This is a genomic window from Mesorhizobium sp. B3-1-7 (genome assembly GCF_006439385.1).
In the GTDB taxonomy this organism is placed as follows: domain Bacteria; phylum Pseudomonadota; class Alphaproteobacteria; order Rhizobiales; family Rhizobiaceae; genus Mesorhizobium.
In genome coordinates this window covers 186,089-212,556 of sequence record NZ_VFTL01000006.1, presented here as the reverse complement: position 1 = coordinate 212,556, position 26,468 = coordinate 186,089, and the positions used below count along the sequence as shown (strand labels likewise).

At 64.2% G+C, this 26,468-nt stretch carries 21 protein-coding genes, 1 pseudogene and 1 riboswitch; of the genes and pseudogenes, 11 read left to right on the top strand and 11 right to left on the bottom strand.

The genetic code is table 11. The annotated features are described in order from the left end of the window. Positions 1 to 306: 306 nt before the first annotated feature. The gene (locus tag FJ417_RS07490) at positions 307 to 1,392 is read right to left on the bottom strand and encodes a citrate synthase/methylcitrate synthase (protein WP_140783006.1); all 1,086 of its coding nucleotides are present in this window, start codon (positions 1,390 to 1,392) and stop codon (positions 307 to 309) included. An 89-nt stretch (positions 1,393 to 1,481) separates the two neighbouring features. Between FJ417_RS07490 and FJ417_RS07485 the strand changes: the two genes are divergently transcribed. Then, entirely contained in the window at positions 1,482 to 2,627 is a 1,146-nt protein-coding gene (locus tag FJ417_RS07485; protein ID WP_140783005.1) for a citrate synthase, read from the top strand. Positions 2,628 to 2,706: 79 nt separating this feature from the next. On the opposite strand, the pseudogene thyA reads toward FJ417_RS07485, so the two are convergent. Next, positions 2,707 to 3,082: pseudogene (thyA, locus tag FJ417_RS07480) on the bottom strand (thymidylate synthase); the annotation flags it as partial. A gap of 71 nt (positions 3,083 to 3,153) precedes the next feature. After that, on the bottom strand, positions 3,154 to 3,873 hold the full coding sequence (locus FJ417_RS07475; RefSeq protein WP_140783004.1) for a helix-turn-helix domain-containing protein: 720 nt from the start codon (positions 3,871 to 3,873) through the stop codon (positions 3,154 to 3,156). A 208-nt stretch (positions 3,874 to 4,081) separates the two neighbouring features. Between FJ417_RS07475 and FJ417_RS33920 the strand changes: the two genes are divergently transcribed. Next, positions 4,082 to 4,429 (top strand): NAD(P)-binding domain-containing protein, encoded by a 348-nt coding sequence (locus FJ417_RS33920; protein ID WP_348639924.1) that lies wholly within the window; start codon positions 4,082 to 4,084, stop codon positions 4,427 to 4,429. 29 nt (positions 4,430 to 4,458) lie between these two features. Beyond that, the gene (locus tag FJ417_RS07470; protein ID WP_348639923.1) at positions 4,459 to 5,313 is read left to right on the top strand and encodes a hypothetical protein; all 855 of its coding nucleotides are present in this window, start codon (positions 4,459 to 4,461) and stop codon (positions 5,311 to 5,313) included. 438 nt (positions 5,314 to 5,751) lie between these two features. On the opposite strand, the gene phaR is transcribed toward FJ417_RS07470, so the two are convergent. Continuing rightward, the gene (gene phaR / locus FJ417_RS07465) at positions 5,752 to 6,345 is read right to left on the bottom strand and encodes a polyhydroxyalkanoate synthesis repressor PhaR (protein WP_140783003.1); all 594 of its coding nucleotides are present in this window, start codon (positions 6,343 to 6,345) and stop codon (positions 5,752 to 5,754) included. Positions 6,346 to 6,650: 305 nt separating this feature from the next. Here phaR and FJ417_RS07460 point away from each other — a divergent pair, with 305 nt between their 5' ends. The 6 genes from FJ417_RS07460 (at position 6,651) to FJ417_RS07435 (ending at position 14,906) form a co-directional block, all read left to right on the top strand. Beyond that, positions 6,651 to 7,835 carry an acetyl-CoA C-acetyltransferase gene (locus FJ417_RS07460; protein ID WP_140783002.1) on the top strand — a complete coding sequence of 395 codons (1,185 nt, stop codon included), beginning with the start codon at positions 6,651 to 6,653 and terminating at the stop codon, positions 7,833 to 7,835. 125 nt (positions 7,836 to 7,960) lie between these two features. Continuing rightward, entirely contained in the window at positions 7,961 to 8,686 is a 726-nt protein-coding gene (gene phbB / locus FJ417_RS07455; protein ID WP_140783001.1) for an acetoacetyl-CoA reductase, read from the top strand. A gap of 713 nt (positions 8,687 to 9,399) precedes the next feature. Further along, the gene (locus tag FJ417_RS07450; protein ID WP_140783021.1) at positions 9,400 to 12,924 is read left to right on the top strand and encodes a helicase-related protein; all 3,525 of its coding nucleotides are present in this window, start codon (positions 9,400 to 9,402) and stop codon (positions 12,922 to 12,924) included. Positions 12,925 to 13,075: 151 nt separating this feature from the next. Further along, entirely contained in the window at positions 13,076 to 13,462 is a 387-nt protein-coding gene (locus tag FJ417_RS07445; RefSeq protein WP_140783000.1) for an RNA-binding S4 domain-containing protein, read from the top strand. 151 nt (positions 13,463 to 13,613) lie between these two features. Further along, positions 13,614 to 13,952 carry a ferredoxin FdxA gene (gene fdxA / locus FJ417_RS07440; protein WP_140645827.1) on the top strand — a complete coding sequence of 113 codons (339 nt, stop codon included), beginning with the start codon at positions 13,614 to 13,616 and terminating at the stop codon, positions 13,950 to 13,952. A 372-nt stretch (positions 13,953 to 14,324) separates the two neighbouring features. Next, entirely contained in the window at positions 14,325 to 14,906 is a 582-nt protein-coding gene (locus FJ417_RS07435; RefSeq protein WP_140645828.1) for a CarD family transcriptional regulator, read from the top strand. A gap of 299 nt (positions 14,907 to 15,205) precedes the next feature. Here the strand turns inward: FJ417_RS07435 and FJ417_RS07430 are convergent, their stop codons facing one another. The 3 genes from FJ417_RS07430 to FJ417_RS07420 all read right to left on the bottom strand — a co-directional run bounded on the left by FJ417_RS07430 (position 15,206) and on the right by FJ417_RS07420 (position 17,589). Further along, the gene (locus FJ417_RS07430; RefSeq protein WP_140645829.1) at positions 15,206 to 15,976 is read right to left on the bottom strand and encodes an amino acid ABC transporter ATP-binding protein; all 771 of its coding nucleotides are present in this window, start codon (positions 15,974 to 15,976) and stop codon (positions 15,206 to 15,208) included. Then, positions 15,973 to 16,653 carry an ABC transporter permease subunit gene (locus tag FJ417_RS07425; protein WP_140645830.1) on the bottom strand — a complete coding sequence of 227 codons (681 nt, stop codon included), beginning with the start codon at positions 16,651 to 16,653 and terminating at the stop codon, positions 15,973 to 15,975. Before FJ417_RS07425 ends, FJ417_RS07430 begins: the two co-directional genes overlap by 4 nt. A gap of 162 nt (positions 16,654 to 16,815) precedes the next feature. Further along, positions 16,816 to 17,589: an amino acid ABC transporter substrate-binding protein gene (locus FJ417_RS07420; RefSeq protein ID WP_140645831.1), complete on the bottom strand. Its 774-nt coding sequence runs from the start codon at positions 17,587 to 17,589 to the stop codon at positions 16,816 to 16,818. Between the two features lie 305 nt (positions 17,590 to 17,894). On the opposite strand from FJ417_RS07420, the gene FJ417_RS07415 reads away from it, so the two are divergent. Beyond that, positions 17,895 to 18,758 carry an RNA polymerase factor sigma-32 gene (locus FJ417_RS07415; RefSeq protein WP_140782999.1) on the top strand — a complete coding sequence of 288 codons (864 nt, stop codon included), beginning with the start codon at positions 17,895 to 17,897 and terminating at the stop codon, positions 18,756 to 18,758. Between the two features lie 171 nt (positions 18,759 to 18,929). Continuing rightward, on the top strand, positions 18,930 to 20,897 hold the full coding sequence (locus FJ417_RS07410) for a caspase family protein (protein ID WP_140782998.1): 1,968 nt from the start codon (positions 18,930 to 18,932) through the stop codon (positions 20,895 to 20,897). Positions 20,898 to 20,969: 72 nt separating this feature from the next. Here the strand turns inward: FJ417_RS07410 and FJ417_RS07405 are convergent, their stop codons facing one another. The 4 genes from FJ417_RS07405 to thiB form a co-directional block, all read right to left on the bottom strand. After that, positions 20,970 to 22,436, bottom strand: coding sequence for a M48 family metalloprotease (locus tag FJ417_RS07405; protein ID WP_140782997.1), 1,467 nt, complete (start codon positions 22,434 to 22,436; stop codon positions 20,970 to 20,972). 153 nt (positions 22,437 to 22,589) lie between these two features. Beyond that, complete coding sequence (gene thiQ / locus FJ417_RS07400; RefSeq protein WP_140782996.1) at positions 22,590 to 23,378, bottom strand: thiamine ABC transporter ATP-binding protein; 789 nt, start codon at positions 23,376 to 23,378, stop codon at positions 22,590 to 22,592. Continuing rightward, positions 23,375 to 24,997, bottom strand: coding sequence for a thiamine/thiamine pyrophosphate ABC transporter permease (gene thiP, locus FJ417_RS07395; RefSeq protein WP_140782995.1), 1,623 nt, complete (start codon positions 24,995 to 24,997; stop codon positions 23,375 to 23,377). The genes thiQ and thiP overlap by 4 nt, the downstream gene beginning before the upstream one ends. A gap of 221 nt (positions 24,998 to 25,218) precedes the next feature. Further along, positions 25,219 to 26,229 carry a thiamine ABC transporter substrate binding subunit gene (thiB, locus tag FJ417_RS07390; protein ID WP_140782994.1) on the bottom strand — a complete coding sequence of 337 codons (1,011 nt, stop codon included), beginning with the start codon at positions 26,227 to 26,229 and terminating at the stop codon, positions 25,219 to 25,221. A gap of 42 nt (positions 26,230 to 26,271) precedes the next feature. Next, positions 26,272 to 26,377, bottom strand: a riboswitch (TPP riboswitch). Positions 26,378 to 26,468 lie beyond the last annotated feature (91 nt).

Here is a 26,468-nt window from a genome sequence, read left to right as displayed (position 1 = left end):
ATCAGACCTGAGGCTTGATTGCCACGTGGTTCCCCCAATCCGTCGCTGCTTCGCAGCGCCACCTTCCCCCTCCGGAGGGAAAGGAAGGGAGCGTTGCTGGACGAGCATTGACGGCAAAAAGCTTGGCGCCTTTCCTCTACCCCGTCGATCGGGGGAGAGGTGGCTCGGCGAAGCCGAGACGGAGTGGGGGTCGATCAGCGCTACATTAGCCAATGTATGCGCCAAGCTGCCATACACGCTATCGCCAAAGGCCAGCCGCTTGGAAATGTGTGCATGCCGTAGACGAAGTGGGGCGAGGAACTACCCTCAGGCGACGAGATCCGGCACCGGCCCGACATAGCGCGACTGCGGCCTAATGAGCCGTCCGGTCGCCTGCTGTTCGCGGGCGTGGGCGATCCAGCCGGCAACGCGGCCGGCGGCAAAGACGTTGGAGAATGCCTCTTCCGGGAAGCCTACCGCTTCCAGGAGAAGCGCGGTGTAGAACTCGACATTGGTCTGGATCGAGCGTTGCGGCTTGGCGATCCTGAGCACTTCGAGCGCCGCCTGCTCCACCGTCTCGGCGAAGGCCAGCCGGCTGCCGGTCTCGTTGCGGGAACCGAGCTGCCGCACGACGGCCTTCAGCGCGTCGGCGCGCGGATCGCGCACACGATAAATGCGGTGGCCGAAACCCATGATGCGCCGGCCATGCGCGATCTCGTTGCGCAGCCATGCCGTGGCGTCGTCGTTGGCCTCGATGGCGTCCAGCATCTCGATCACCGGCCCCGGCGCGCCGCCATGCAGCGGCCCTTTCAGCGCGCCGAGACCGGCCAGGATCGCCGAGGTCAGGCCGGCCTGCGTCGAGGCCACCACGCGGGTCGCGAAGGTCGATGCATTGAGGCCGTGGTCGCAGACCGTCACCAGATAGCTGTCCAGCGCCTTGGCAAGCGCCGGCGAGGCGGTGCCGGCAAGCATCCGCAGCATGTCGCCGGCATGATCGGCATTTTCGTCGGGAGCGATCGGCGTCTTGCCACGCCCGAGGCGCAGCAGCGCCGGCGTCAGCACCGCCGGTGCCGCGATCAGCCGCAGCGCGTCGGCAAGCCCGTCACCGTCCGGCAGGACGGCCATGCCGGCCCGCATGCTGCTATAGACATCGAGCGGCGCCAACTGCGCAAGCATCGGTTTCACACGATCAAATACTTCCACCCGCGCCTTGCCGATCGCCTTCGCCATTTCGGCATCGCTGGGAAGGTCGTCGAAGAAGCCGTCGAACAACAGCCGGACCACCTGCGCGTAGCGCCAATGGCCGGCGAGTTCCATCAGCGAATGGCCGCGGATGGTGAGGTGCCCGCCTACACCGTCGACGTCGGAAAGCACCGTGTCGGCCGCCACAACATCATCGAGCCCATTCGCCATGATCGTCTCCTTGACCTTTTGTGCATTGCAATTAATGCTGCGCAATCAATGCATCAATCTTGATCAAGATAATCAATGTAAGGCGGCAAATGACGGAATGGCTGTCGCGGGAGCAAGCGTTGGAGCGGCTGAACGTCCGGCCGCAGACGCTTTATGCCTATGTCAGCCGCGGCCGCATCGGCATGAAGCCGGACGACCCTGACCCGCGCCGCAGCCAGTACCGCGCCGACGACATCGCCGTGCTCGCCACGCGCCGCGACCGCGGAAGGAGCCCGCGGGCGATCGCCGAGAGCGCCATCGCCTGGGGCGAGCCGGCGATCGCCACCTCCATCTCGACGGTGCTGCATGGCCGCCTCGTCTATCGCGGCAGGGACGCGGTGGAGCTTTCGGCGACGGCGACGCTCGAGGAGACCGCCGAACTCGTGTGGGCTTCCGACCGTCCGGTGTCGTTCGCTTCGCTGACCCCCTCGGCTGCCCGGCAAAGCGGCACGCCAACGGCATTTGCCAGGCTTTCGGCGCTGGCTGCCGAAGGCTGGCCTTCGCTCGGCCGCAGGCCGGCCATGCTGCAGCAGGACGGCGCTGCCGCGACCAGCGCGCTGGCCTCCGCGCTCGGCGCGACGCCGGGCTCGGAGCCGGTGCATGACAGGTTGGCGCAGGGCTGGTCGGTGGACGCCGCCGGGGCAAAACTCATCCGCAAGGCGCTGGTGCTGCTCGCCGATCACGAGCTCAACGCCTCGACCTTCGCCGCCCGCGTCGCGGCCTCCACCGGCGCGCCGGTCGCCGCCTGCCTGCTCGCGGGTCTCGCGACGCTGAGCGGCCCGCGCCATGGCGGCGCGGGCGCGGCGGCGATCGCGCTGGTCGAGGACGCCGAGCGGCTGGGTCCTGACGAAGCGATCGCCCGCTGGCTCGCCCACGATCGGCCGCTGCCGGGCTTCGGCCACCCACTCTACCCCGAAGGCGATCCGCGCGCCGAGGGGCTGTTTTCCGACTTCAGGATCGATGACGGCCTGTTGCAACTGCGCAAGGCGGTTCTTGCCGCGACCGGGCTGCATCCGAACATCGATTTCGCGCTGGCCGCGATGACGCGCGGCCTGCGCCTGCCCGCCGACGCCCCGTTCCGCCTGTTCGCGCTCGGCCGCAGCGTCGGCTGGACCGCGCATGCCGTCGAGCAGGTGACCAGCAACAGGCTGATCAGGCCCCGCGCCCGCTATGACGGACCAATTGGCGCGGGATGATGACCTTGGAGATCAGCCGGAACGCGTTTGAGGTCGTCATCCTGGGGCGGAGCGTGTGGCTGCCGCGCTATCGGGGACTCTAGACGGCGATCGGCGCCTTGATGCTCGCATCCGCGAAATAATTCTCGAGCCGGAAATCCTCAAAGCGGAAGGCGAAGAGGTCTTTCACCTCCGGATTGATCCACATCGTCGGCAAGGCCTTGGGGCGTACGCAGCATCTGCTCCTGCGCCTGCTCGAAATGGTTCGAATAAAGATGCGCATCGCCGAGCGTGTGGACGAAATCGCCGGGCTTCAGCCCGGTCACCTGCGCCACCATCATGGTGAGCAAGGCATAGGAAGCGATGTTGAACGGCGCGCCGAGAAAGATATCGGCCGAGCGTTGGTAGCGCTGGCACGAGAGCCTGCCCTCCGAGACATAGAACTGGAACAGGCAATGGCAGGGCGGCATCGCCATATTGGAGGCTTTGCCCGAGATCATCGCATCGACAAAGTGCAAAACGCCTTGGCCCGCCAACGCAATGCTGCTTAGGCCGCCTTGGGACTCTTTGCGACACGCCTCTCTACTCGCTCGGACTTCACGTCGGCAAACTTGGACCTGGCAAGCCAACGTGGCAGGGCCGATCTTGCTCGGGCGCTGCCGATCACTTCGATCCTGCTTTGGCTGAGCGCGGCGTGAAGTGGAAGATCACCGCGCCAGACGTAGATCATGTCGCGCAAGGTCGTGGTTAGGTAGAGATCGACATCAAACGCAGGATCAGTGATGCAGAGCTGCGTCGCGCCATTCTCGCCGACAAACCAGTAGTGCCGCCAGCGAGCCGGTCGCTCGCGGAACGTAAGCTTCACGACCGAACGCCGTGCTCCGAAGGCATCCGGATGCGCCCCCCTTTCAATTGCCCAGAGAAGCAGACCAGCATCGAGTTCATGATCCATTAGCTCTCGGCGAGACCACCGCTGACCCCAGACGCCGAGCGCGTGCACCAGCGGCATCAGATCTTGGCCCGGCGCCGTGAGGTGGTAAGTCCAACCGCGCCCTGATTCCGGTCGGTGCCGCTCAACAAGTCCCTCCGCCTCCAGTTGTTTGAGGCGCTTGGAAAGGAGGGTCGGAGACGCCCGCGCAACACCGCGTTGAAGTTCAGAGAAGCGCGAAACGCCCTTACCGAGGTCGCGCAGGATCAATGGCGTCCAGCGCTCGCAGAATATCTCGGCGGCTTTGGAAATGGGACAGAACTGCCCGTAACTTCTCAATGGCCCGCTCCTTCTGTCAGCGTATCAACGCAAGATACTACATTTTGTGGAGTATTCGCATGCGAGGCGTCGGGGCAAGCTCGTCCAAGCAGGAGACAGGTCGCCGCGCATCGCGGGCTGGCCCGCGGTCGGTTACCGCGCGCCCAGCGCGTTCGAGGGGCTGTCGGAAGGATGGTGACGAGATGAACGATGGCCATTGGGGGCGGCCATGAACGAAATGGGCGTTCTGGATGCCGTGGTTGTGGGCGCTGGATGGGCCGGCCTCGGCGTCAGTTATATGCTTGCCCAATCCGATATCCGGCATTGCGTCCTTGAACGCGGGCGAATCGGCGAAACCTGGCGGACCCAGCGTTGGGACTCTTTCCACTTCAATCTTCCCAACATGTACAGCGTGATGCCGGGCGATCGTTACGATGGCCCGGACCCAGAAGGGTTTATGACGCATATAGAGTTTGCGACTCTCCTTGAAGACTATGCGCGGCGCTACCAACTCCCGGTTCGTAACGGCATCTCGGTCACAAAACTGAATCAAGTGACGGGCTCTTTCACATTGTGACGCCGGAGCGGACGTGGCGGGCGAAAAACGTGGTTGTCGCCAGCGGCAGCTTGAACCGTCCGCGTCGGCCAGTTTCCGCCTCCGCGTTGACGGATGGCCCAGTACAGCTCGATGCCTCTGACTACCGTAATGCCGACGACCTTCCCGCCGGAGCTATCCTCGTCATCGGCAGTGCGCAGTCTGGCAGTCAAATCGCCGAAGATTTGATTCTGGCAGGCAGGGAGACCTATCTTGCGACGGGCCATATTGGCCGCCTGCCGCGATGCTATCGCGGGCGCGACATTGTCGTATGGATGGTGAAGACCGGATTGGTCGATGCGCCGCGCAAGGATTTCGTCGATCCCTCCGGTCGCGTTGCCGGCAGGCCCCTGATTGGCGCTTTGCACACGATAAGTCTGCAATCCCTCAGCGCCCAAGGCGTCATGCTGCTCGGACGATTTCTCGGCGTGGAGAACGGCCAGCCTGTCTTCGCCGACGACCTTGTTGGGAATATTCGGTTCGGCGACGAGATTTCCGCGCAATTCAAAAAACGTATCGATGAGTTTATCGAACGCAGCGGTCTCGATGCCCCCGCACCCGTTGAGGAGGAGGCGGAGGCAGTCGCTCCGCGCCTACCCCAGCGCCCCATTCTGTCGCTCGATCTCGTAGAGCGGAACATTTCAGCGATTGTCTGGTGCACCGGCTTCCAGGGCGATTTCCGTTGGATCGATGTATCCGGTGTTCTCGACAAGCGAGGCCAGCCGGTTCACGAAGACGGCGTTGCCTCGATTCCCGGAATCTATTTTGCCGGGCTCGATTTTGCGTCCACGCGCCGGTCGGGCACCGTTATGGCCATTGAAGACGAGGCGCGTCGATTTGTCGGCCAAATATCAGCTCGGACGTGATCCGATGACGGGTGAAGAGGTCACCTATCCGAATCGAATTCAGGAGGGTAGACGGCCCACAATCGGTGAGGACGCGCCTCTCGGAGCTTTGTTGCTCGGGCGGGCCGGGAGTTTCGAGGGTGGGACTTTGGGGCGGCCCTTGAACCGGCCTTCAACCGTTCGATGCGGTTGAAGGCCGGTCAGGCGGTGCAGGAGATGGAGCGCTTCTCGTCCGCAGCCTCGACAGCCTAATCTGTCGCGAAACGCCGAAAGCCGCCTTTCGGCGACCTCGGTCTTCTTCAAATCGGCACCATAAGCGACACTGGAACTGTTCGGCCTCAAATTTCCACCGTAAGTAAGTGTCGGTCTCGGTCAAAACCTGTCCGAGGATGACGAAGGGATGGGTCGGTTCGGCTAATCTCAGGCGCAGCGACGACCATCAACGACAGCCACCACCCGTCAGGACATCGTGTCCAGCTTGCGCTGCATGGCCGCAATCTGCGCCTTCAATTCCTGCAGATCGTCGCCCTTTTCTTCCTTCTTCGGCGGCTCGGCCGGTGCTGCCGAATTGCCGCCGGCGGGCGGGAACGGCGTGAACATGCGCATGGCGTTCTGGAACATCTCGACATTGCGTCGCGTCTGTTCCTCGAGCGCCTTCATCGGCGTCTTCATCATGTCGATCGGCGTCTTGCCGAAGGCGCCCTTGAGCTGCTCGCGAAATCGCTCCTGCTCCTTGGAGAAGGCGATCATCGACTGTTCGAGGAAGCTCGGCACGATCATCTGCATCTGATCGCCGTAAAAGGAGATGAGCTGGCGCAGGAACGGGATCGGCAGCATGTTCTGCCCTTCCTGGTTCTCCAGCTCGAAGATGATCTGCGTCAGCACCGGGTGGGTGATGTCATCGCCGGTCTTTGCATCCTGGACCGTGAACTCCTCGCCCTTCTTGACCATCTCGGCCAAGTCCTCGAGCGTCACATAGGTGCTTGTGCCGGTATTGTAGAGCCGGCGATTGGCATACTTCTTGATGACGATCGGGTCGTCTTTTGCGGCCATCCGTATCCTCCCCAGGACACCGGCACCTCTAGGAGTAAGCGGCCGGTAACGATTGCGCCCTTTAACCAAGATACGCGCAAAAGCGTCACAATTCCAAGCGGTTTGTGCACTGCGGCATCAATTAATGCTGCACAGCCATTGCAAAATCCGCCGCATGGCCAACGTCACGTTACCGCGACTGGCGCGCGCTCTGCTTGCCGCGCATGGCGGTCATGCCCATTTCCGGTTTGACTCAGGGTTTCGAACGGGCAAGAAAGTCCTAAAGCGATCTCGAAAATACGACACCTCGAAGTCTGGAGAAGAAAATGTCCGCTTCCAATTCCATCGTCGTCGCCAGCGCCGCCCGCACCGCGGTCGGCTCCTTCAACGGCAGTTTCGCCGCCACGCCGGCGCATGAGCTCGGCGCCGTCGTCATCAGGGAACTGCTAGCGCGGGCGAATGTCGAGGCGGCGGAAGTCGACGAGGTCATCCTCGGCCAGGTGCTGACCGCCGCGCAAGGACAGAACCCGGCTCGCCAGGCCTCGATCAATGCCGGCCTGCCGAAGGAGACCACCGCCTGGGGCCTCAACCAGGTTTGCGGCTCGGGCCTGCGCGCCATCGCGCTCGGCATGCAGCAGATCGCCACCGGCGACGCCAAGGTGATCGTCGCCGGCGGTCAGGAATCGATGTCGATGTCGCCGCACGCCGAGCACCTGCGCGCCGGCGTCAAGATGGGCGACTACAAGATGATCGACACCATGATCAAGGACGGCCTTTGGGATGCCTTCAACGGCTATCATATGGGCAACACCGCCGAGAACGTCGCCCGCCAGTTCCAGATCACCCGCGAAACGCAGGACGAGTTCGCCTTGGCCTCGCAGAACAAGGCCGAGGCCGCGCAGAAGGCCGGCAGGTTCAAGGATGAGATCGTCGCCTTCACCATCAAGGGCAAGAAGGGCGACACAACAGTCGACCAGGACGAGTACATCCGCCACGGCGCGACGCTCGACGCCATGACCAAGCTGAAGCCCGCTTTCGACAAGGACGGCACGGTCACCGCCGCCAACGCCTCCGGCATCAATGACGGCGCCGCCGGCGCGCTGCTGATGACCGAGGCCGAGGCTGCAAGGCGGGGCATCACCCCGCTGGTGCGCATCGCCTCCTGGGCGACCGCCGGCGTCGATCCGGCGATCATGGGCACGGGTCCGATCCCTGCCTCGAAGCGGGCGCTGGAGAAGGCCGGCTGGGCGGTCAAGGACCTCGATCTCGTCGAGGCCAACGAGGCCTTCGCGGCGCAGGCCTGCGCAGTCAACAAGGGCATGGGCTGGGATCCCTCGATCGTCAACGTCAATGGCGGCGCCATCGCCATCGGCCATCCGATCGGCGCTTCGGGCGCCCGCGTCTTCAACACGCTGGTCCACGAGATGCGCCGCCGCGGCGCCAAGAAGGGCCTCGCCACGCTTTGCATCGGCGGCGGCATGGGCGTGGCCATGTGCGTGGAAGCGCTGTGAGTTCAGCGAGTAGCGAATAGGGAGTAGCGAATAGGGAAGAAGAAGCGTCGCGCGGCGGGACATCGGACCCCTACTCGCTATTCGCTACTCTCTATTCGCTCAGACGAATTTAAAGGGAGGACCACATGAGCAAGGTAGCAATCGTCACGGGCGGATCGCGCGGCATAGGCGCGGCGATATCGGTCGCCTTGAAAACCGCCGGTTATTCGGTCGCCGCCAACTATGCCGGCAATGACGAGGCGGCGCAGAAATTCAAGGCCGAGACCGGCATCCCGGTCTACAAATGGTCCGTTGCCGACTACGAGGCCTGCGCCGCCGGCATCAAGCAGATCGAAGCCGATCTCGGCCCGGTCGGGGTGCTGGTCAACAACGCCGGCATCACCCGCGACGCCATGTTCCACAAGATAACGCCCGCGCAGTGGAAGGAAGTCATCGACACCAACCTCTCCGGCGTCTTCAACATGACGCATCCTCTGTGGAGCGGCATGCGCGACCGCAAGTTCGGTCGCGTCATCACCATTTCCTCCATCAACGGCCAGAAGGGCCAGGCCGGCCAGGTCAACTACTCGGCCGCCAAGGCCGGCGATATCGGCTTCAGTAAGGCTCTTGCCCAAGAAGGCGCGCGCGCGGGCATCACCGTCAACGTCATCTGCCCCGGCTATATCGCGACCGAAATGGTCAAGGCGATCGACGAAAAGGTGCTCAACGAGCGCATCATCCCGCAGATCCCGGTTGGCCGCCTCGGCGAGCCGGAAGAGATCGCGCGCTGCGTCGTCTTCCTGGCGTCCGACGAGGCCGGCTTCATCACCGGCTCGACCATCACCGCCAATGGCGGCCAATACTTCGCCTGATACCCAACTTCGCCTGATACCCTTTTGCGCCGAGGCGGCCCCGACGTCGGAGCCGCCTTTTTGCCCCGTCGACAAGCTCGGCGCGACACCTTGCCTCAATTCGGCACGCAAAGGTTAACGGCAGCAGCCTCCTTTATGCGCAACTCCGCCAACAAGCTGTGAATTCTCGGTGGGTAAGCTGTGGATAACACCATATCTAGGGGTGAACAAACCGGGAAAATAACCGGATCGCTGATTCGTCGCCGATTCGTTCTGGCTTTGACCGGAAAGTTAACGGCGGACGGCGCAAACGTCACCGAATTCGCTAAAAGCGATTAAGAAAAATCAACAATTTCATAACTTTGAGGACAAGGCTCAAGTCGACCGCGACCGTTGCCCGGCAAAAGTTAACGGCGGTCTCGGCCCGACGGGGCCACGCAGGAATCGGGCCAATTCAGCGATTCAGCATGTGGTGAGACTCGCCGTCAAAAAAACCACATATAGCCGTGAACAAAACCTGAATCAGAGCGAGTCAGCGATTCGTCGCTGATTCGTTCCAGACTCGTTCCAGCCGTTAACAACGATCGATTTTGCCCACCCCGGCCCGCTCTGCCTGTCGCCAAAGGAACATTCCGCTTTCGCTTCACGCCCGAAGTCCCTATGTGTCGCCTGTCACACGCGGCGGCACCGCCGTGCTTCAGACTACAAGCGGCAGAAACCTTATTTCCGAGCCGATGAACATCCAGCCGAAACACTCCCAGCCGCTGATCCTTTCGGGCCGCGACGTGACGGCCGTGTTGGGCCCCACCAACACCGGCAAGACCCATCTCGCCATCGAGCGCATGGTCGCGCATGAGACCGGCGTCATCGGCCTGCCGCTCAGGCTGCTCGCCCGCGAAGTCTATGCCCGGGTCTGCGAGAAGGTCGGCGCCCACAAGGTGGCGCTGATCACCGGCGAGGAGAAGATCGTGCCTGCCGGGGCGAAATATTCGGTCTGCACCGTCGAGGCGATGCCGCGCGAAACCGACGCCGCCTTCGTCGCCATCGACGAGGTGCAGCTCGCCGGCGATCTCGAACGCGGCCATATCTTCACCGACCGCATCCTGCATCTGCGCGGCCGCCAGGAGACGCTGCTTCTCGGCGCCGCCACCATGCACGGCATCCTGCAGCGCCTGTTGAAGGGCGTGTCGGTGGTGACGCGGCCGCGGCTTTCGCATCTTGCCTATGCCGGCTCGAAGAAGCTCACCCGGCTGCCGCGGCGCACCGCTATCGTCGCCTTCTCCGCCGACGAGGTCTACGCCATCGCCGAGCTGATCCGCCGCCAGCAGGGCGGCGCGGCCGTCGTCCTCGGCGCGCTCTCGCCGCGTACCCGCAACGCGCAGGTGGAGATCTTCCAATCCGGCGATGTCGACTATCTCATCGCCACCGACGCCATCGGCATGGGACTGAACCTCGACCTCGACCATGTCGCCTTCGCCCAGAACCGCAAATTCGACGGTTACCAATACCGCAACCTGACAGCCGCCGAGCTTGGCCAGATCGCCGGTCGTGCCGGCCGGCACCTGCGCGACGGCACGTTTGGCGTCACCGGCCAGGTCGATCCGTTCGACGAGGATCTGGTCGCCAAGATCGAGGGACACGACTTCGATCCGGTGAAGGTGCTGCAGTGGCGCACCGCCGATTTCGACTTTTCCAGCCTCGATGCGCTGAAACGCTCGATCGAGGCCAATGCGCCGGTCGAAGGGCTGACCCGCGCGCTGCCGGCCGTGGACGCGCAGGCGCTGGAGCATCTGTCGCGCGATGGCGACATCCGCGCTTTGGCCACCGGCAAGGAGCGCGTGGCGCTGCTGTGGGAAGCCTGCGCCCTGCCGGACTACCGCAAGATCGCGCCGGCCCATCATGCCGACCTCGTCGCCTCGATCTACATGGACCTTGCGCGTCACGGCCATGTCGATGAGAATTACATGGCCGAGCAGGTGCGGCGCGCCGACACGACGGACGGCGATATCGACACGCTCTCGCACCGGATCGCGCAGATCCGCACCTGGACTTTCGTCTCCAACCGCCCCGGCTGGCTGGCCGATCAGCTACACTGGCAGGAAAAGACGCGCGAAATCGAAGACAGATTGTCGGATGCGCTGCATGAGCGGTTGACGAAACGCTTCGTAGACCGCAGGACTTCCGTCCTCATGCGGCGCCTTAGAGAAAATACCATGCCTGAAGCCGAAATCAGCCCTACCGGAACCGTCCTCGTCGAAGGCCATCATGTCGGCGAGCTGCAGGGGTTCCGCTTCACCGCCGACCAGAGCGCCGGCGGCGAGGACGCCAAGGCGGTGCGCACCGCCGCCCAGAAGGCGCTCGCGGCCGAGTTCGAGGCGCGCGCCGAACGCTTTGCCGCTTGCGCCAATGGCGACCTGGCTTTGGGCTCGGACGGCGTCCTGCGCTGGATCGGCGCGCCGATCGGTACGCTGGTCGCCGGCGACGAGGCGCTGAAGCCGCGCCTGATCCTGCTTGCCGACGAGCAGCTGACCGGGCCTGCCCGCGACAAGGTCGCGGCGCGCGCCGAGCGTTTCGTCAATTTCCAGATCGAGTCGCTTTTGAAGCCGCTGGTCGACTTGAAGAATGCCGACCAACTCACCGGCATCGCGCGCGGCATCGCCTTCCAGCTGGTCGAGCATTTCGGCCTGATCAATCGCCGCGACATCGCGGAGGAGATGAAGTCTCTCGACCAGGAAGGCCGCGCGGCACTTCGCCGCCTCGGCGTGCGCTTCGGCGCCTACCATGTCTTCGTGCCGGCGCTGATCAAGCCGGCGCCGGCCGGCCTGGTGACCTTGCTCTGGGCGCTGAAGAATGACGGCAAGGACAAGCCGGGCTTCGGCGACGTGGTGCATGCGCTGGCCTCCGGCCGCACCTCCGTGGTCATTGACCCGGCCTTCGACAAGACCTTCTACAAGCTCGCCGGCTACCGCAATCTCGGCCGCCGCGCCGTGCGCGTCGACATCCTGGAAAGGCTCGCCGACCTCATCCGCCCGGCGACCAACTGGAAGCCTGGCCTCGGCCAGCGTCCGGACGGCGCCTATGACGGCCACGCCTTCATGGTGACGCCGCCGATGATGTCGATCCTCGGCGCCACCGCCGACGACATGGAGGAGATCCTCAAGGGTCTCGGCTATCGCTCCGAGGCGAAGCCGGCCGCCGAGGTGAAAGCGAAGCTCGACGCGCAGGACGACGCCGCCCGTGAAGCGGCCGCGGCCAAGCTCGCCGCGGAAGAGGCCGCTCGCGCCGCGCAGGCGACGGAGGCGCCCGCCCCCGAGGCCGCCACCGTGGCAACGTCCGGCGAGAGCCCGGAGACGGACAGCACCGAAACCCATGCCGCGGAGACCCCGGCTGAGAGCGCGGCGGAGCCTGTCGACGAAACAAGCGGACAGGAGACACTGGCCGCGGAAGCCACGGAAACCGCGGCGGGAAGCGAACCGGCGGCGCAAGGCGATGAGCCGGCCGGCGAGGCCGTGACGAAGGAAGGCGTGCCCTTGGCTCAGGCCGAGTCCTCGCAGACCGAAACCCCGGCCGAGAGCGCGGCGGAGCCTGTCGACGACACAGCTGGACAGGAGACCGTGGCCACGGAAACCATGGCGGCAAGCGAACCGGCAGCGCAAAGCGATGAGCCGGCCGGAGAGGCCGTGACGGAGGAAGGCTTGCCCTCGGTTCAGGCCGAGTCCTTGCAGACCGAAACCCCGGCCGAGAGCGAGACCCCCGCATCGACTGAAATGACGACGGAAGCCGAGGCTGAAGAGCCGAAGCCTGTCCTTCTGTGGCGCCAGGCGCGCTTCGATCATCAGCGTCCGCGCCATCGCCAGGACAACCGTCGCGACAATCGTCCGCGTGGCGGCCAGCCCGCGCGCGAGGCAGGCGCCGGAGGCGGCCAGCCCGGTGACAGGCCGGCGCATGAGCAGCGCGACGGCGCCGGCAAGCCGCGCTTCGACCGCTCGAAGTTCAAGCCACGGCCGGAAACCGGCGACAGGCGCGAAGGTGGCGAACGGCGCGAAGGCAGACCGCAAGGCGAGCGGCCAGATCGCCACGAGGGGGGCCGCCGCGAGGGCCGGCCCGAATGGAAGGGCAACAGGCAGGACGGCAAGGGCAACGCCCAGGGCGGCAAGCCGGCCTTCCAGGGCAAGCCGCGCGAGGAGCGCCCGCAGCGCTTCGATCCGGATTCGCCCTTCGCCAAGCTCGCCGCCTTGCGCGACCAGCTGAAGAAATAGGTTCGAGCATGATCCCGAAAAGTGGGACCCGGTTTTCGGGCGAGATCATGCTCCATCAAAGAGCCAGCATGATCCCGAACCGAAGGACCGCGCCAGCGAAAAGTGGGAACCGGTTTTCGGATAAGATCACGCTCCAACAAAGCTAGCCCCGATGGTTGGAGAGGGCCGCCAGCGCATCGACAAATGGCTGTTCTTTTCGCGCGCGGTGAAATCGCGGTCCCTGGCGGCGAAAGTCGTCGTCGCCGGGCGCGTCCGCATCAATCGCGACAAAGCAGCGCAGGCCTCCGATCTGGTCAAGCCCGGCGACGTTCTCACCATCACGCTCGAGGGCCGTATCCTGGTCTGGAAGGTGCTGAATTGCGGCACGCGACGCGGTCCGGCCGACGAGGCGCGGCTGCTTTACGAGGATAGGTCGCCGGCGCCGACACCCAAGGGCGAGGCGGTTCCGGATGCCATTCCAGGTCTGCGCGAGGCCGGCAGCGGGCGCCCGACCAAACGCGAACGGCGGCAGACCGACCGCCTGCTCGGCGAAGATTGAATTGGGCCAGCCGGACCGCCAGCGGCGAGACCGCTGGAATTCTATTCCCCGGGGCCGGCAGTGCCCGAATGCGCTGCCCTTGCAAGCAGCCGGCAAAGGCGTTACCTCAACCTGAAAAAGCCGAGCAAATCGGGACGTTCCGGAGCCTGCAATGACCTATGTCGTGACCGACAATTGCATCAAATGCAAATACATGGACTGCATCGAGGTCTGTCCGGTCGACTGTTTCTACGAGGGCGAGAACATGCTCGTCATCCATCCCGACGAGTGCATCGACTGCGGCGTGTGCGAGCCAGAATGTCCTGCCGACGCGATCAAGCCGGACACCGAGGGCGGTCTCGACAAATGGTTGCAGGTCAATTCCGAATACGCCGAGAAGTGGCCCAATATCACCGCCAAGAAAGAGCCGCCCGCGGACGCCAAAACCTTCGATGGCGAGGCCGGGAAGTTCGAGAAATATTTCTCGCCGGAGCCCGGTGAAGGCGATTGATGCTGGCGCCGGCGACGCCGGCATGACGCGACGTAACGCGACCGATACGGTTGCTGTCTTGACAGGCAGCGACCCCGTTTGGCGTTAGCGAACGCAGCAAAACCTTGATTCTTCCGACTTTTTGTGTTACATCAACGAAACATGCCGGTGACACAACGTCGATTTATGGCGCTAACGCCCCAAATCACTGAAAGGTGAGCTTTTAGATCCGGACCAGAGCGATCTGGGGCAGGCGGCCGCATTCGTGCGGTATGCCGGTCCCTGCTTTTCCGGTGGGTTCATCCTGTTGCGCGGCTAATGGTCGGCTATCGCCGACCCCATCGGTTCGAGCCGGCATGATGCCGGCTGCACAACTAAGGAGTTCAGGGCGTAATGGCAACGATCACCCCGCAGAAGAAGTCCAACGCGGCCCGCCACGGGTTCAAGACTGGCGAGTTCATCGTCTATCCGGCGCATGGCGTCGGCCAGATCGTGGCGATCGACGAGCAGGAAGTTGCGGGTCACAAGCTGGAACTGTTCGTCATCGATTTCCAGAAGGACAAGATGCGGCTCAAGGTACCGGTCGCCAAGGCGACCTCGATCGGCATGCGCAAGCTGTCGGAAGAGGACTATGTCGACCGCGCGCTGAAGGTCGTGCAGGGCCGCGCCCGCATCAAGCGCACCATGTGGTCGCGCCGCGCCCAGGAATATGATGCCAAGATCAATTCCGGCGACCTGATCTCGATCTCGGAAGTGGTGCGCGACCTTTACCGCGCCGACAACCAGCCGGAGCAGTCCTATTCCGAGCGTCAGCTCTATGAAGCCGCGCTCGACCGTATGGCCCGCGAGATCGCCGCTGTGAACCGCATGTCGGAGACCGAGGCGGTTCGCCTCATCGAGGTCAACCTCAACAAGGGTCCGAAGCGCGGCGCCAAGGCCGACAACGAAGAATCCGAACAGGAAGAAGCTGCCTGAGCTTTTTCGCTCATTGAACTACGAAGAACCCGGCCTCGCGTCGGGTTTTTTGTTTGGGCTTAAAGCATGTCTCCCGAAAGTGGACCCGGTTTCGGGACAAAGACATGCTTAAAATCAAAACTTAAAGCAGGTCGCGTGAATCCTTTTTCACGCGACCTGCTTTAATGCATGTCGCGCAAAAGTGTGCAGCGGTTTTGCGACAACGACATGCATGAAAACAAAGCCTTGAAGAAGCGGCGGCCCCCGCTCTTTACCCGGACCTTCGGTCCGGTCTCCCCACAAAAGGGGAGGTAAAGGACTCAGCCGCCAGACTCCTTCTGCGCTTCTTCCTGCCGCAGCGAAGCGATAAACCGCTTGGTCCGCTCGCGCTCCGGATTGTCGAACACGACCGAGGCCGGGCCTTTCTCGACGATCGAGCCGGCATCGAGAAAGACGACCTCCTGCGCGATCTTGGAGGCGAGCCTCAGATCGTGCGTCGCCATCACCATGGTTGTGCCTTCGCGGGCAAGCTGCCCAAGCACGTCGACCACTTCCTGCGCCAGTTCCGGATCGAGCGCCGAGGTCGGCTCGTCGCAAAGCAGCACGCGCGGCGACGGAGCCAGCGCCCGGGCGATCGCCACGCGCTGCTGCTGGCCGCCGGACAGCGTCGCCGGCCAGGCATCGGCCTTGTGCGCCATGCCGACCTTTTCGAGCAGCGCCATGGCCCGCTCGCGCGCCCTTGGCTCCGGCCATTTCAGCACCGTCACCAGCCCTTCCATGACATTCTCGATCGCGGTGCGATGCGGGAAGAGCTGGAAATTCTGGAACACCATGCCGGTCTGCAGGCGAATGCGCTGGATGTCCTTGGCCGGCACCTTGATGCCCGGATGGAATTCCAGCCTCTCCTCGCCGATGCGCAAAGCGCCGGACGTCGGGATCTCCAACAGGTTGATGCAGCGTAAGAGCGTGCTTTTGCCGCCGCCCGAAGGGCCGACCAGCGCCGTCACGCTGCCCTCGTCCAGGCTGACGGTGACGCCTTTCAGCACCAGATTGTCGCCGAAGCGCTTTTCGATGTTGGTGAGGCCGATCATGCGTTGGCCTCCAGGAACCCGCCATAGCGGTTGAGTCGCACCTCCAGCCGCGCCTGCAGCGCCGACAGCACCGAGCTCAATGCGAGATAGAGCGCCGCGGCCTCGACATAGAGGATCAGCGGCTCATAGGTGGTGGCCACGATGCGCTGCGCCGCCTGGAACATCTCGGGCACCGTGATCGCCGCCGCCAGCGAGGTATCCTTGACCAGCGAGATGAAGGTGTTGGAAAGCGGCGGCACCGCGACGCGGCCGGCTTGCGGCAGGATCGTGCGCCGCATCGCCTGGCTCCAGGTCATGCCGATCGAGTAGGATGCCTCCCATTGGCCTTTCGGCACCGAGCCGATGACGGCGCGGATGATCTCCGACGTATAGGCGCCGATGTTGAGCGTGAAGCCGATAAGCGCGGCGGGAAAGGCATCGAGCAGGATGCCGACCGACGGCAGGCCGTAGAAGATCAGGAACAACTGAACGAGCAGCGGCGTGCCGCGAAAGATCCAGACATAGAAGCGAACCAGCGCAACCAGCGGCTTTGGACCGAACAGCCGGATCAGCGCGGTCGCCAGTCCGGCGATGAGCCCGAGCGCGAAGGACAGGAGCGTCAGCGGCACGGTGAAGATCAGCGCCGCCCACAACAGCGTCGGCAACGATTCCAGCATCAATTGCAGCCAGTGCGGCACGGAGCGCTTCTCCCTTCCAGATACGGCGGCGCGTTCCTCCGTATGGACTGACTATCATGCAAAAGCCGACGGGCCGTCAAAGACGGCGGCGCATGAATATCGTGCAAAGAATAACGGGCCGTCTTTGACGGCCCGCCGGTTTCCGAACAGAGGACGATTGCCTTACTTCGAAACGTCCTGGCCGAAATATTTGTCGGCGATCTTCTGGTAGGTGCCGTCGGCCTTGATGTCGGCCAGCGCCTTGTTGATGGCCGCGACCAGCTCCGGATCGCCCTTGCGCACGATAACGCCGGAATAGTCGGCATTCTCTTCCTGCGCGGCGATCTTCACATTGGCGTCCGGCTTGTGCTTCTTGAAGTCGAGGAAGGACAGGCTGTCGTTGATGGTGGCGTCGGCGCGGCCGGTGAGCAGAAGCTGGATCGACTGGTCGAAACCGTCAGTGCCGACGAGCTCGGCGCCATTGGACTCGGCGAGCTTGCCGAAGTTGGAGGTCAGCGACTGCGCCGACTTCTTGCCCTTGAGGTCGGCGAAGGTCTTGATGTCGGTGTTGTCGCCGCGCACGATCAGCACCGCTTTCGAGGCGATGTAGGGATCGGAGAAGTCGTACTTGGCCTTGCGCGCATCGGTGATGCCGACCTCGTTGATGACGGCGTCGTAGCGATTGGCGTCGAGGCCGGCGATCAGCCCGTCCCACTTGCCTTCGAGGAACTCGACCTTGACGCCGAGCTTGTCGGCGATGGCCTTGGCGATCTCGACATCGAAGCCGACCAGGGCGTTGGATTCGTCATGATAGGTGAAGGGCGCGTAGGTGCCTTCGGTGCCGACCTTGATGACGCCCGCCTGCTTGATCTGGTCGAGATTGGCGCCGGCATGCCCGGCCGTGACCGCCAGAACCTGCAACGTTCCGGCGACAAGGAGCGATTTGAGCCATTTCATTTTTCTGTGATCCCGTTTTGACCGGTGCCCCGGCGCGATTGTAAGAGCCGGAAACTGACAGATAGAAGGCCGCGAAATAAGGAACCAGATTTCAAAAATCGGCTCTGCCAGAAATCTGATTCTCAAAATTGCCTGATAACCGCCAAGCGACTCTTTCGGGCCGATAACAAAACGTTCCCGCTGGCAATATTTGCCCCCTCGGACGGCGGAACCATCGATGCGCCTGACACGTTGCATGGCTGTTGTAGGGCGCGGCGGCATCTTTTCAACCGCTGTAAGCTCACTCACCACCAAAAGGAGCCGGCATGATCGAGGGCGCGGCAGGACGGACGCTGGTCCGGGCGGCAATGAAGGCTCCTTATCTCGAGCGCGACGAGGAGCACGTCCTCGCCTTGCGCTGGAAGGAAGAGAACGACCAGCACGCGTTGCACAGGATCACCGTCGCCCACATGCGCCTGGTCATCTCGATGGCCTCGAAATTCCGCCATTACGGCCTGCCGCTCGGCGACCTTATCCAGGAGGGCCATGTCGGCCTGCTCGAGGCTGCCGCCCGTTTCGAGCCCGCGCGCGAAGTGCGCTTCTCGACCTATGCCACCTGGTGGATCCGCGCTTCCATGCAGGATTACATCCTGCGCAACTGGTCGATCGTGCGCGGCGGCACGAGTTCGGCGCAGAAGGCGCTGTTCTTCAACCTGCGGCGTCTGCGCGCCCGCCTCGCCAACGGCGCCGAGCCGCTCTCCAATGCCACGCTCTATCGCGAGGTCTCAGCCGCGCTCGGCGTTCCGGAAGCCGACGTGGCGATGATGGATTCACGCCTGTCCTCGCCCGACAGCTCGCTCAACGCGCCTTTGGCCGACGAGAACGGTGCCGCCGAGCGGATGGATTTCCTGGTCTCCGAAGACCCGCTCCCCGACGAGATCGTCGGCGACCGGATCGACATCCAGCGCCGGGCAGTCTGGCTGAAGAGCGCGCTCGGCGCGCTCAACGCCCGCGAGCTTCACATCATCGAGGAGCGCAGGCTGAGCGACGACGGCGCCACGCTGGAAGCGCTCGGCGAACAGCTCGGCATCTCCAAGGAACGCGTCCGCCAGATCGAGGCCCGCGCCATGGAAAAGCTGAAGCTGGCCCTTGTGAAGCAGAATCCGGAATTTTTGGCGGAAGCGGCCTGAAATTAATGTAATTAAAAAATCAAAGATAAGAAATTTATTAAATAAGAATATATTCGCCGTCGAGGCGATTTTTCCTCGATAACGCATATTGATTGTGAGCTCTTTAACAGACCGCTGCGCCGCAATCGGCTTTTTTGACGCCTCCAGATCATAACATATGGGGGATCTGCCATGCTGCGATGCTGCGCGCTCCTTGCAACCCTGTTCCTCGTGGGCCTCACGACATTCGAAGCGCACGCCGATCGAAGGGTTGCGCTTGTCATCGGCAATTCCGAATATCGCGAAATCCCGGCGCTCAAGAATCCGGACAAGGACGCGGAAGACGTCTCCAATACGTTCCGGCTGGCCGGCTTCGAGGTGTTCGCCGCCAAGGACCTGACCAGGCTTCAGTTCGAAGAGCGGTTCCGCAACTATCTGGCGGCGGCCGACGGCGCCGATCTCGCGGTCGTCTACTATTCGGGACACGGCTTTCAGATCGGCGGCGAGAATTTCCTGATTCCGGTCGATGCGTCGCTGAAAGATGCGGCCGACATGGAGGTCCAGGCCATCAAGGTCGACGACATATTGCGGCAACTGCGCTCGAGATCGAAGATCCAGATGATCATCCTCGACGCCTGCCGCAACAATCCCTTCCCGCGCAAGGACTATTGGCTGCGCGACCAGTTGATCGTCGCCGGCGACAGCGGACTTGCGCAGGTAACAGGTTCGCAGAACACGCTGATTGCCTATGCAACCGAGCCGGGGGCGGTCGCCTATGATGGTTCCGGCGATCTCAGCCCGTTCTCGTCGTCCTTCTCTCGCCGCGCGCTGGCGCCGGACCAGGAGATACGCTCGGTCATGGCGGCCGTGCGCCGCGACGTGGTCAAGGCCACCAACGGCAAGCAGGTTCCGTGGGAGAACTCCTCGCTGATCGACGATGTCGTGCTGATGCGCGGGGCGGAGCAACCAGCGCTACCGCCTTCCGACGCGCAGCAGAACGAGCAGGTGGCCGAGCGCGGAATCCAGGTTACCGATGTCGCCGAGGCGATTGGAAGTCGCGATATCCGCGTCCCGGTCGGCGTCGGCCCGGTTCCGCTGAAATTGGATCTTCCGGCCAAGGATGCCTCGATCAGCGTCAAGCTTGCGAGCTACCCGGCGACCGGAACGCTGTCCTTGCCCGGTCGCGTCCTGTCGCCGCAATCGAGCCTGATGGCCGCCGAGGTCGACAGTCTACGCTACGAGCCGCAGATCGGCTCGGCCGCTCCCGTCGAAGTCGGCTTCGAGATCCGCGTGGGCAACGCCGCGAAGCGGGCGACGATGAAACTGTCGCCGGGCGTCGACCCTTGCGACCAGGCCGCTGGCGAGCCGCTCGACCTGCAGGGCGTCGTCCCGGGACGGTTGCCGAACGAGATCGGCGGCGGGGCTCTCGAGAGCTGCGAGGCGGCGGTGAAGTCATACCCCGACATTGCGCGCTTCCGTTACGAACTGGGGCGGGCGCTGCTGGCGGCGGGCAGGATCGACGAGGCCAGGCAGGCCATCCAGGAAGCCGCGGACAAGGGACATATCCGCGCCCTGTTCACGCTCGGCTCGGCTGTCGATACATCGAAGGCGAACGGCCTCTATTCGAAGGCGTCGGACAAGGGAGACCCCTACGCCCTGGCCGCCTGGGGACGCGCTTTGTTCAATGGCATCGGCGTCGAGCGCGACACCGGCAAGGGCCTGGACCTGCTGCTCCAGGCAGCGGCGATGGGACATGTCGACGCCATGAAGGAGCTTGCCGTGATCTTCACGGAAGGCCGTAACGGCGTGCCCGCCGACCCGGCCCGCGCCCTGGCTTTCCTCAAAGCCGGCATGGAGCGGCAAGACGTCTATTCGATGGGCATTCTCGGTCTTTCCGCGCACCCCGCGCGCACCACCCCCGTGGTCATGGCGTGCAAGGCCCCGAAGGTCATCACGAAGATAAAAGTGGTGCGCGTGCCCGTGTCGAAACCGAAGACCGTCACACCGACAATTCCGGGGGCACCAAAGGTCAAGCCGATGCCAACGGGAACCGGGAGGACATCCTGGACTGGTGGCAGTAGCCACGCTGCCAGCACCGGCGGTGGCAATACCGGCGACGGCGAAGGTGACGGCGGCGACACCGGTAGTGACGGCTTGTGAAGGACAACGGCTCCCGGCCCGGGCGATTGTTCAAATAGCCGACGGCGCCTGGTTGGTGCGAATTCGCGAGTCCTACCTGTCGGTGACGATCTTGACCTTGTCGCCCGACGACACTGTCGCGCCCGGCGACATGGCGTTGAGCACGCGGAACAGGTCGAGCTTGCGGTCGACACCGACCATCTGCGCGGCGAGCGAGCCCATGGTCTGGCCGGCCTGGACAGTGACGACCCTGATATGCAGCGGCTTCAGCGCCGCCTTCTCGGCCGGGCTCAGCACACGGAAGGAGCCGCTGACCGAGCGCGCGACTGAATCCAGCGAAGTGCTGGCCGAGGGCGCGGCCGTCAGCAGCCTGTAGACCTGCCCGCCGGCGCGGATCACTGCGATGTCGAACTGCCAGCCTTGCGCGCTGGCATGCGCAGTCGCCGCATCGTTGCCGTTGATCGTCTCCTGGCGCACGCTGGCGTCTTCCAACCCCGCCACCCAGCCGCTGCGGATGTAATCGGTGAGCGAGACGGACTTGTCGATCGCCACGCCGTCGAAGCGGATGGCGATGTCGCCAGGCCCGGTCGCGGTGACGGCGGCCGCCGAATTGTCGATGACGAAGCCGTCCGGCACCGTGAAGGAGACGCCGAGATTGGGGTGCATGAAGGTCTGGCCGCGCACATAGCCTTCTTCCGGCGTGTCGCCGTAAAGCAGGCCGTCTATGCCGGCCAGAAATGCGTCGCGGTCGCGCGTGCCGACGCCGGGCGGGCCGAAATTGCGCGCAAGGCGCTGCGCCAACTCGATGCGCTGCGGCGTGTTGGGGTGCGTCGCCAGGAAGTCGAGGCTGGCGTCGGTGGCGCCGCTGACCGAGCGGAAATCCGTATAGGCCGACATCGACTGCAGGAAGCGACCCGCCGCATAGGGATCATAGCCCGCCTCGCCGATCGACTTGATGCCGATGGCGTCGGCCTGCAGTTCCTGGTTGCGCGAGAATTGCGCAAGCCTGAGCTTGCCGCGGATGAGCGCCGCCTTGGCCGTCGGGCTGTCGCCGAGCACATCGGAAACCACCTTGGTCGCCAAGCCTTCCTCGGCTTCGAGTTGCTGCCGCTGCAGGCCGTGATTCGCGGTGACGTGGCCCATCTCATGCGCGATGACCGCGGCAAGCTCGGACGAATCGTTGGCCAGCGCCAGCAAGCCGCGCGTCACATAGAGATAGCCGCCCGGCAGCGCGAAGGCGTTGACGTTGGGCGAGTTGAGGATGGTGATGCGATAGGTCTGGGTAGGGTTGGCCGACACCACCGTCAGATTGCCGACGACCTTGGCCACCATGCGTTCGAGCCTGGGGTCGGAATATTCGCCGCCATAGGTGGCGAGAATCCGCGGATGCTGCGCCTTCGCCATTTCGGCGAGCTTGGCGTTGGCGACGACATTGTCGACGGTGATCGGCTTGTCGGAAGGCTGGAAGCCGCTTTCCTGCACGTCCGGCGGCGTGAACATCTGGCAGCTGGCCAGCACGGCAACGCTCGCCAGCGCGAGAAATCGTGCCAGCGGCTTCATCCAAACCTTCTCAGCGCCGGTCGACAGATCGGCTTCCTTTCGAACTCTTTCGGCAAATCGCGGCCCAGCCGGACCAGCATGGCCGGACCTAGCCACACTCCCCCGGACAAGGCAAGCAAACGCCGGATCGCCCGTTGCCGGTTTGGCCGTAAATTATGTCCGCTTCCAGGCAATATGTTGTGATCCGGCAACGGTGCCGCCTCGATCGCCGATATAGCGCCGGAAGGCGTCCGGTCCAGACCGATCGAAGAAATCATCCGCCGGCCCGGTTGCCGCGATCGTGCCTTCGTCGAGAAAAGCCACGTCCTGGCCGATGCGGCGCGCATCTTCCGGCTGATGCGTGACGAAGAGCACCGTCATTTCGCGCTCGGCATGGATGCCGGCCATAAGGTCGAGCATGTCGTCGCGCAGCGCCGGGCCGAGCGACGCGAAAGGTTCGTCGAGCAGCAAGACTGGCCGGTCGCGCAGCAGCACCCGCGCCAGCGCCACGCGTTGCCGCTCGCCGCCGGAAAGCTCGCGCGGCAACCGCCTTTCCTTGCCCGCAAGACCGACCCGCGCCAGCGCCTCGGTGACGTCGGCGCGATCGGCATCGCCGAGTTTGAGCGACGGCGAGCGGCCGAGCCCGACATTGGCTTCGACCGAAAGATGCGCGAACAAATTGTTTTCCTGGAACACCATCGACACCGGCCGCGCCGAAGGCGGCGTGTTGCCGACATCGGCGCCGCCGATCAGCACCTTGCCCGCATCGGGCGTTTCGAAGCCGGCTATCAGATTGAGCAGCGTCGACTTGCCGGAGCCGCTCGGCCCCATGATGGCGGTGATCCTGCCGGCCGCGAATTCGACGTCGAAACTGAAGGAGGATTCGCCATAGCTGAACGAGACGCCATCCAGCGCGACGGTGAGGCCCTTTTGCGCGGCGGCGCCATCGATGCTCGTCGTCATGACTTTCCTTCTCGCCCCAGCCAGTCGGCGGCGACCACCAGCATCAGGCAGACGAGGCCGAGCAGCAAGGCAAGTCCCGCTGCGTCGGCTGTCCGGTAGCTGCCCATGCGCGCCAAAAGTAGATAGGGCAAGGTCTGCAAGGAATCGCTGCCGAACAGCGCGATCACGCCGAGATCGCCGAGCGACAGCGCCATGGCGAAGGCAAAGCCGGTGGCCAGGGGCCGCCTGAGCGACGGCCAGTCGATCAGGCTGAGCCGGGTCCAGCCGGATATGCCGAGCGCCAGGCAAAGCCGCTCGTGGCGCTCGCTCGCCGCGTCATAGGCCGGACGAATGGCGCGGATGGCGAAGGGCATCGCCATCACCGCGTTGACGGCGACGACCATGGCCGGCGCGATGGCGAAGACATCGGTGACGTGGCGCAGCGACAGGAACCAGCCGGCGCCAAGCACGATTGGCGGCACGACCAGCACGAAGCCGGCGCCGGTGTCGGCGGCATGTTCGAGCAGGCCCATGGCGCCGCCTGCCCGGCGCCGCAGGGCCAGCGCGCGCCGCGCCGCGATCAGCGCCAGCGACAACGTCACGCTGAGCAACGCCGCAAGCAGGGCGAGGCCCGCGCTGGTGAGCGTCGCGCGACGCACCGCCGCTTCACCCGCCAATCGGCCGAGGTCGGCCTGAAGGCCTGAAAGCACGGTCGCCAGCATCGGCCCGGCGACGAACAGCAGGGCCAGCGCGATGAGGCCGGCGTTCAGCACGCTTTCGGTCCGTTCCGCCGAAAGGTAGCGGCGTGGCGCCACCGGCAGATTGGCATCGCCGACCGTGTTGGCGCCGAGCCGAGTGAGCGCGACGACCACGACGAAGGTGAGCGCGATCTGCAGCAGCGTCAGCACCACGGCGCGCGCGGGATCGAAATCGAAGCGCAGCGCCTGGTAGATGGCGACCTCCAGCGTCGTCGCGGCCGGACCGCCACCCAGCGTCAGCACGATGGTGAAGGAGGTTATGCAGAGCATGAAGACCAACCCGGCGATTCCCGGCAGGGCCGCGCGCAGTACCGGCCATTCGATCAGCCGGAAGGCCGGCCGCGCGCCCATGCCGAGCTGACTCGCCAGCCGCCACTGGTCGGCGGGAACGGTGCCCAGCGCCTCGAGGAAGAGGCGCGTGGCCAGGGGCAGGTTGAAGAAGACATGCGCGACAAGGATGCCGGAGAGGCCGTAGATCCCCGGCCAATCCCCGCCGCCAAGTTCGGCGAAGACGCCGGCAAGATACCCCGCCCGTCCATAGAGCGCCAATATGCCGAGCGCGGCGACGATCGCCGGCAAGGCCAGCGGCACGGTGAACAATTGCAGGATCAGGCGACGCCCGGGAAAAGCCGGATGTCTCGACAATGCGCGCGCGACCAGCAGCGCCGACGCGACCGACAGCAGCGTCGACAGAGCCGCCTGCCACAGCGTGAAGCGGGCGACGCGCAAGAGATAACTGTCGAAGGCCGCGGCAGCGCCGGAGAGATCCTGCGCGCCTTCGACGGCGAGGCCGGCGAAGGCGCCGCTGATGAGGAAGCCGATGGCGGCAAGGGCGATGACGCCGGCGGGGATGCGGGAGTCAGGGTGCGCGGCGGCTTGCACGTCGCACCTTGGTGGAATTCAGCAAACGCCGCGTTCCTTCGCGCCCCCCTCTGTCCTGCCGGACATCTCCCCCTCTAGGGGGGAGATTAGCAACTTCGACGCCGCGCTCGATCCTGCAACGCCGGAGATTGGCGAAGGCCGGCGTGACAGCCAATCTCCCCCCTAGAGGGGGAGATGTCCGGCAGGACAGAGAGGGGGGCCTCGGCGCAAGCATCGCAGCCCTACTTGCTCATCACCGCCAGCCACTCATCCACCCAGGCCTTGCGGTTGGCAGCCACTTCCTCGGGGCTGAACAGCAAGGTCTTGGTCGGCTTGACCAATTTGTCGAAGGCCGGGTTGAGCGGCTTGTCGGTCTTGCCGGCCGGGAACATCCAGTTGGTCTCCGGAATCACGTCCTGGAATTTCGGTCCGGTCATGAAGGCGATGAACTTTTGCGCCAGCGGGTTCTTCGCGCCCGTCGTGGTGATGCCGGCAACCTCGATCTGCAGGTACTCGCCTTCCTCGAAAGAGGCCGCCTGATAGCGCTCGGTGTTCTCGGCCACCATGTGATAGGCCGGCGAGGTGGTGTAGGAGAGCACCATCGGCGCCTCGCCCTTGGTGAACAGGCCGTAGGCCTCGCTCCAGCCCGGCGTCACCGTCAGCACCTTCGTCTTGAGCTTTGCCCAGGCCTCCGGCGCCTTGTCGCCATAGACGGACTTCACCCACAAGAGCAGGCCTAGGCCGGGCGTCGAGGTGCGCGGATCCTGGATGACGATCTTGTCCGTGCCGGCGCCCTCCACCAGGTCCTTCAGGCTCTTGGGCGGTGTCTTCAGTTTTTGTGTGTCATAGACGACGGCGAAATAGCCATAATCGAAGGGGACAAAAGTGTCGTCGCTCCAGCCGCCGGGCACGTTGATGCCGGAGACTTCGCCATGCGGCGCGAACAGGCCGCTCGCCTTGGCATCTGCCGTCAGGTTGGTGTCGAGGCCGAGCACGATGTCGGCCTTGGTGCTGGCGCCTTCCAGCTTGACGCGGTTGAGCAGGGCGACGCCGTCGGCCACCGAGACGAATTCGAGATCGCAGCCGCATTCGGCCTCGAACTCCTTCTTGATGGCCGGGCCGGGTCCCCAGTCGGCGGTGAAGCTCTCATAGGTATAGACGGTGAGCTTGTCCTTTGCCTCTGCAGGCGCGACGCTCGCCAGAAGCGAGACAAGACCGGTTGCGAGAATGAGATTGGACAGCATTGCGCGCATCGGCGCCTCCTTCGTTCGAATGACAAGGATTGAGGCGCCGGATGGTCCGAAACGTCTAATCCCTCCGCCGGTACAAACCGGATCAGGTTCAGCGGGTTGGCTTGATCGCCTCTCAGCCGGATCACGTCCGGCACCCCGTTAGAGCGTTTCGACAGATAGGCCCCGCCGAAGCGGCGCGCAAGCGGAAGTTTGCCGGGCAGCTAATGTTCGGACAGCAGGCGCGCAACCGAAGCGCGGGC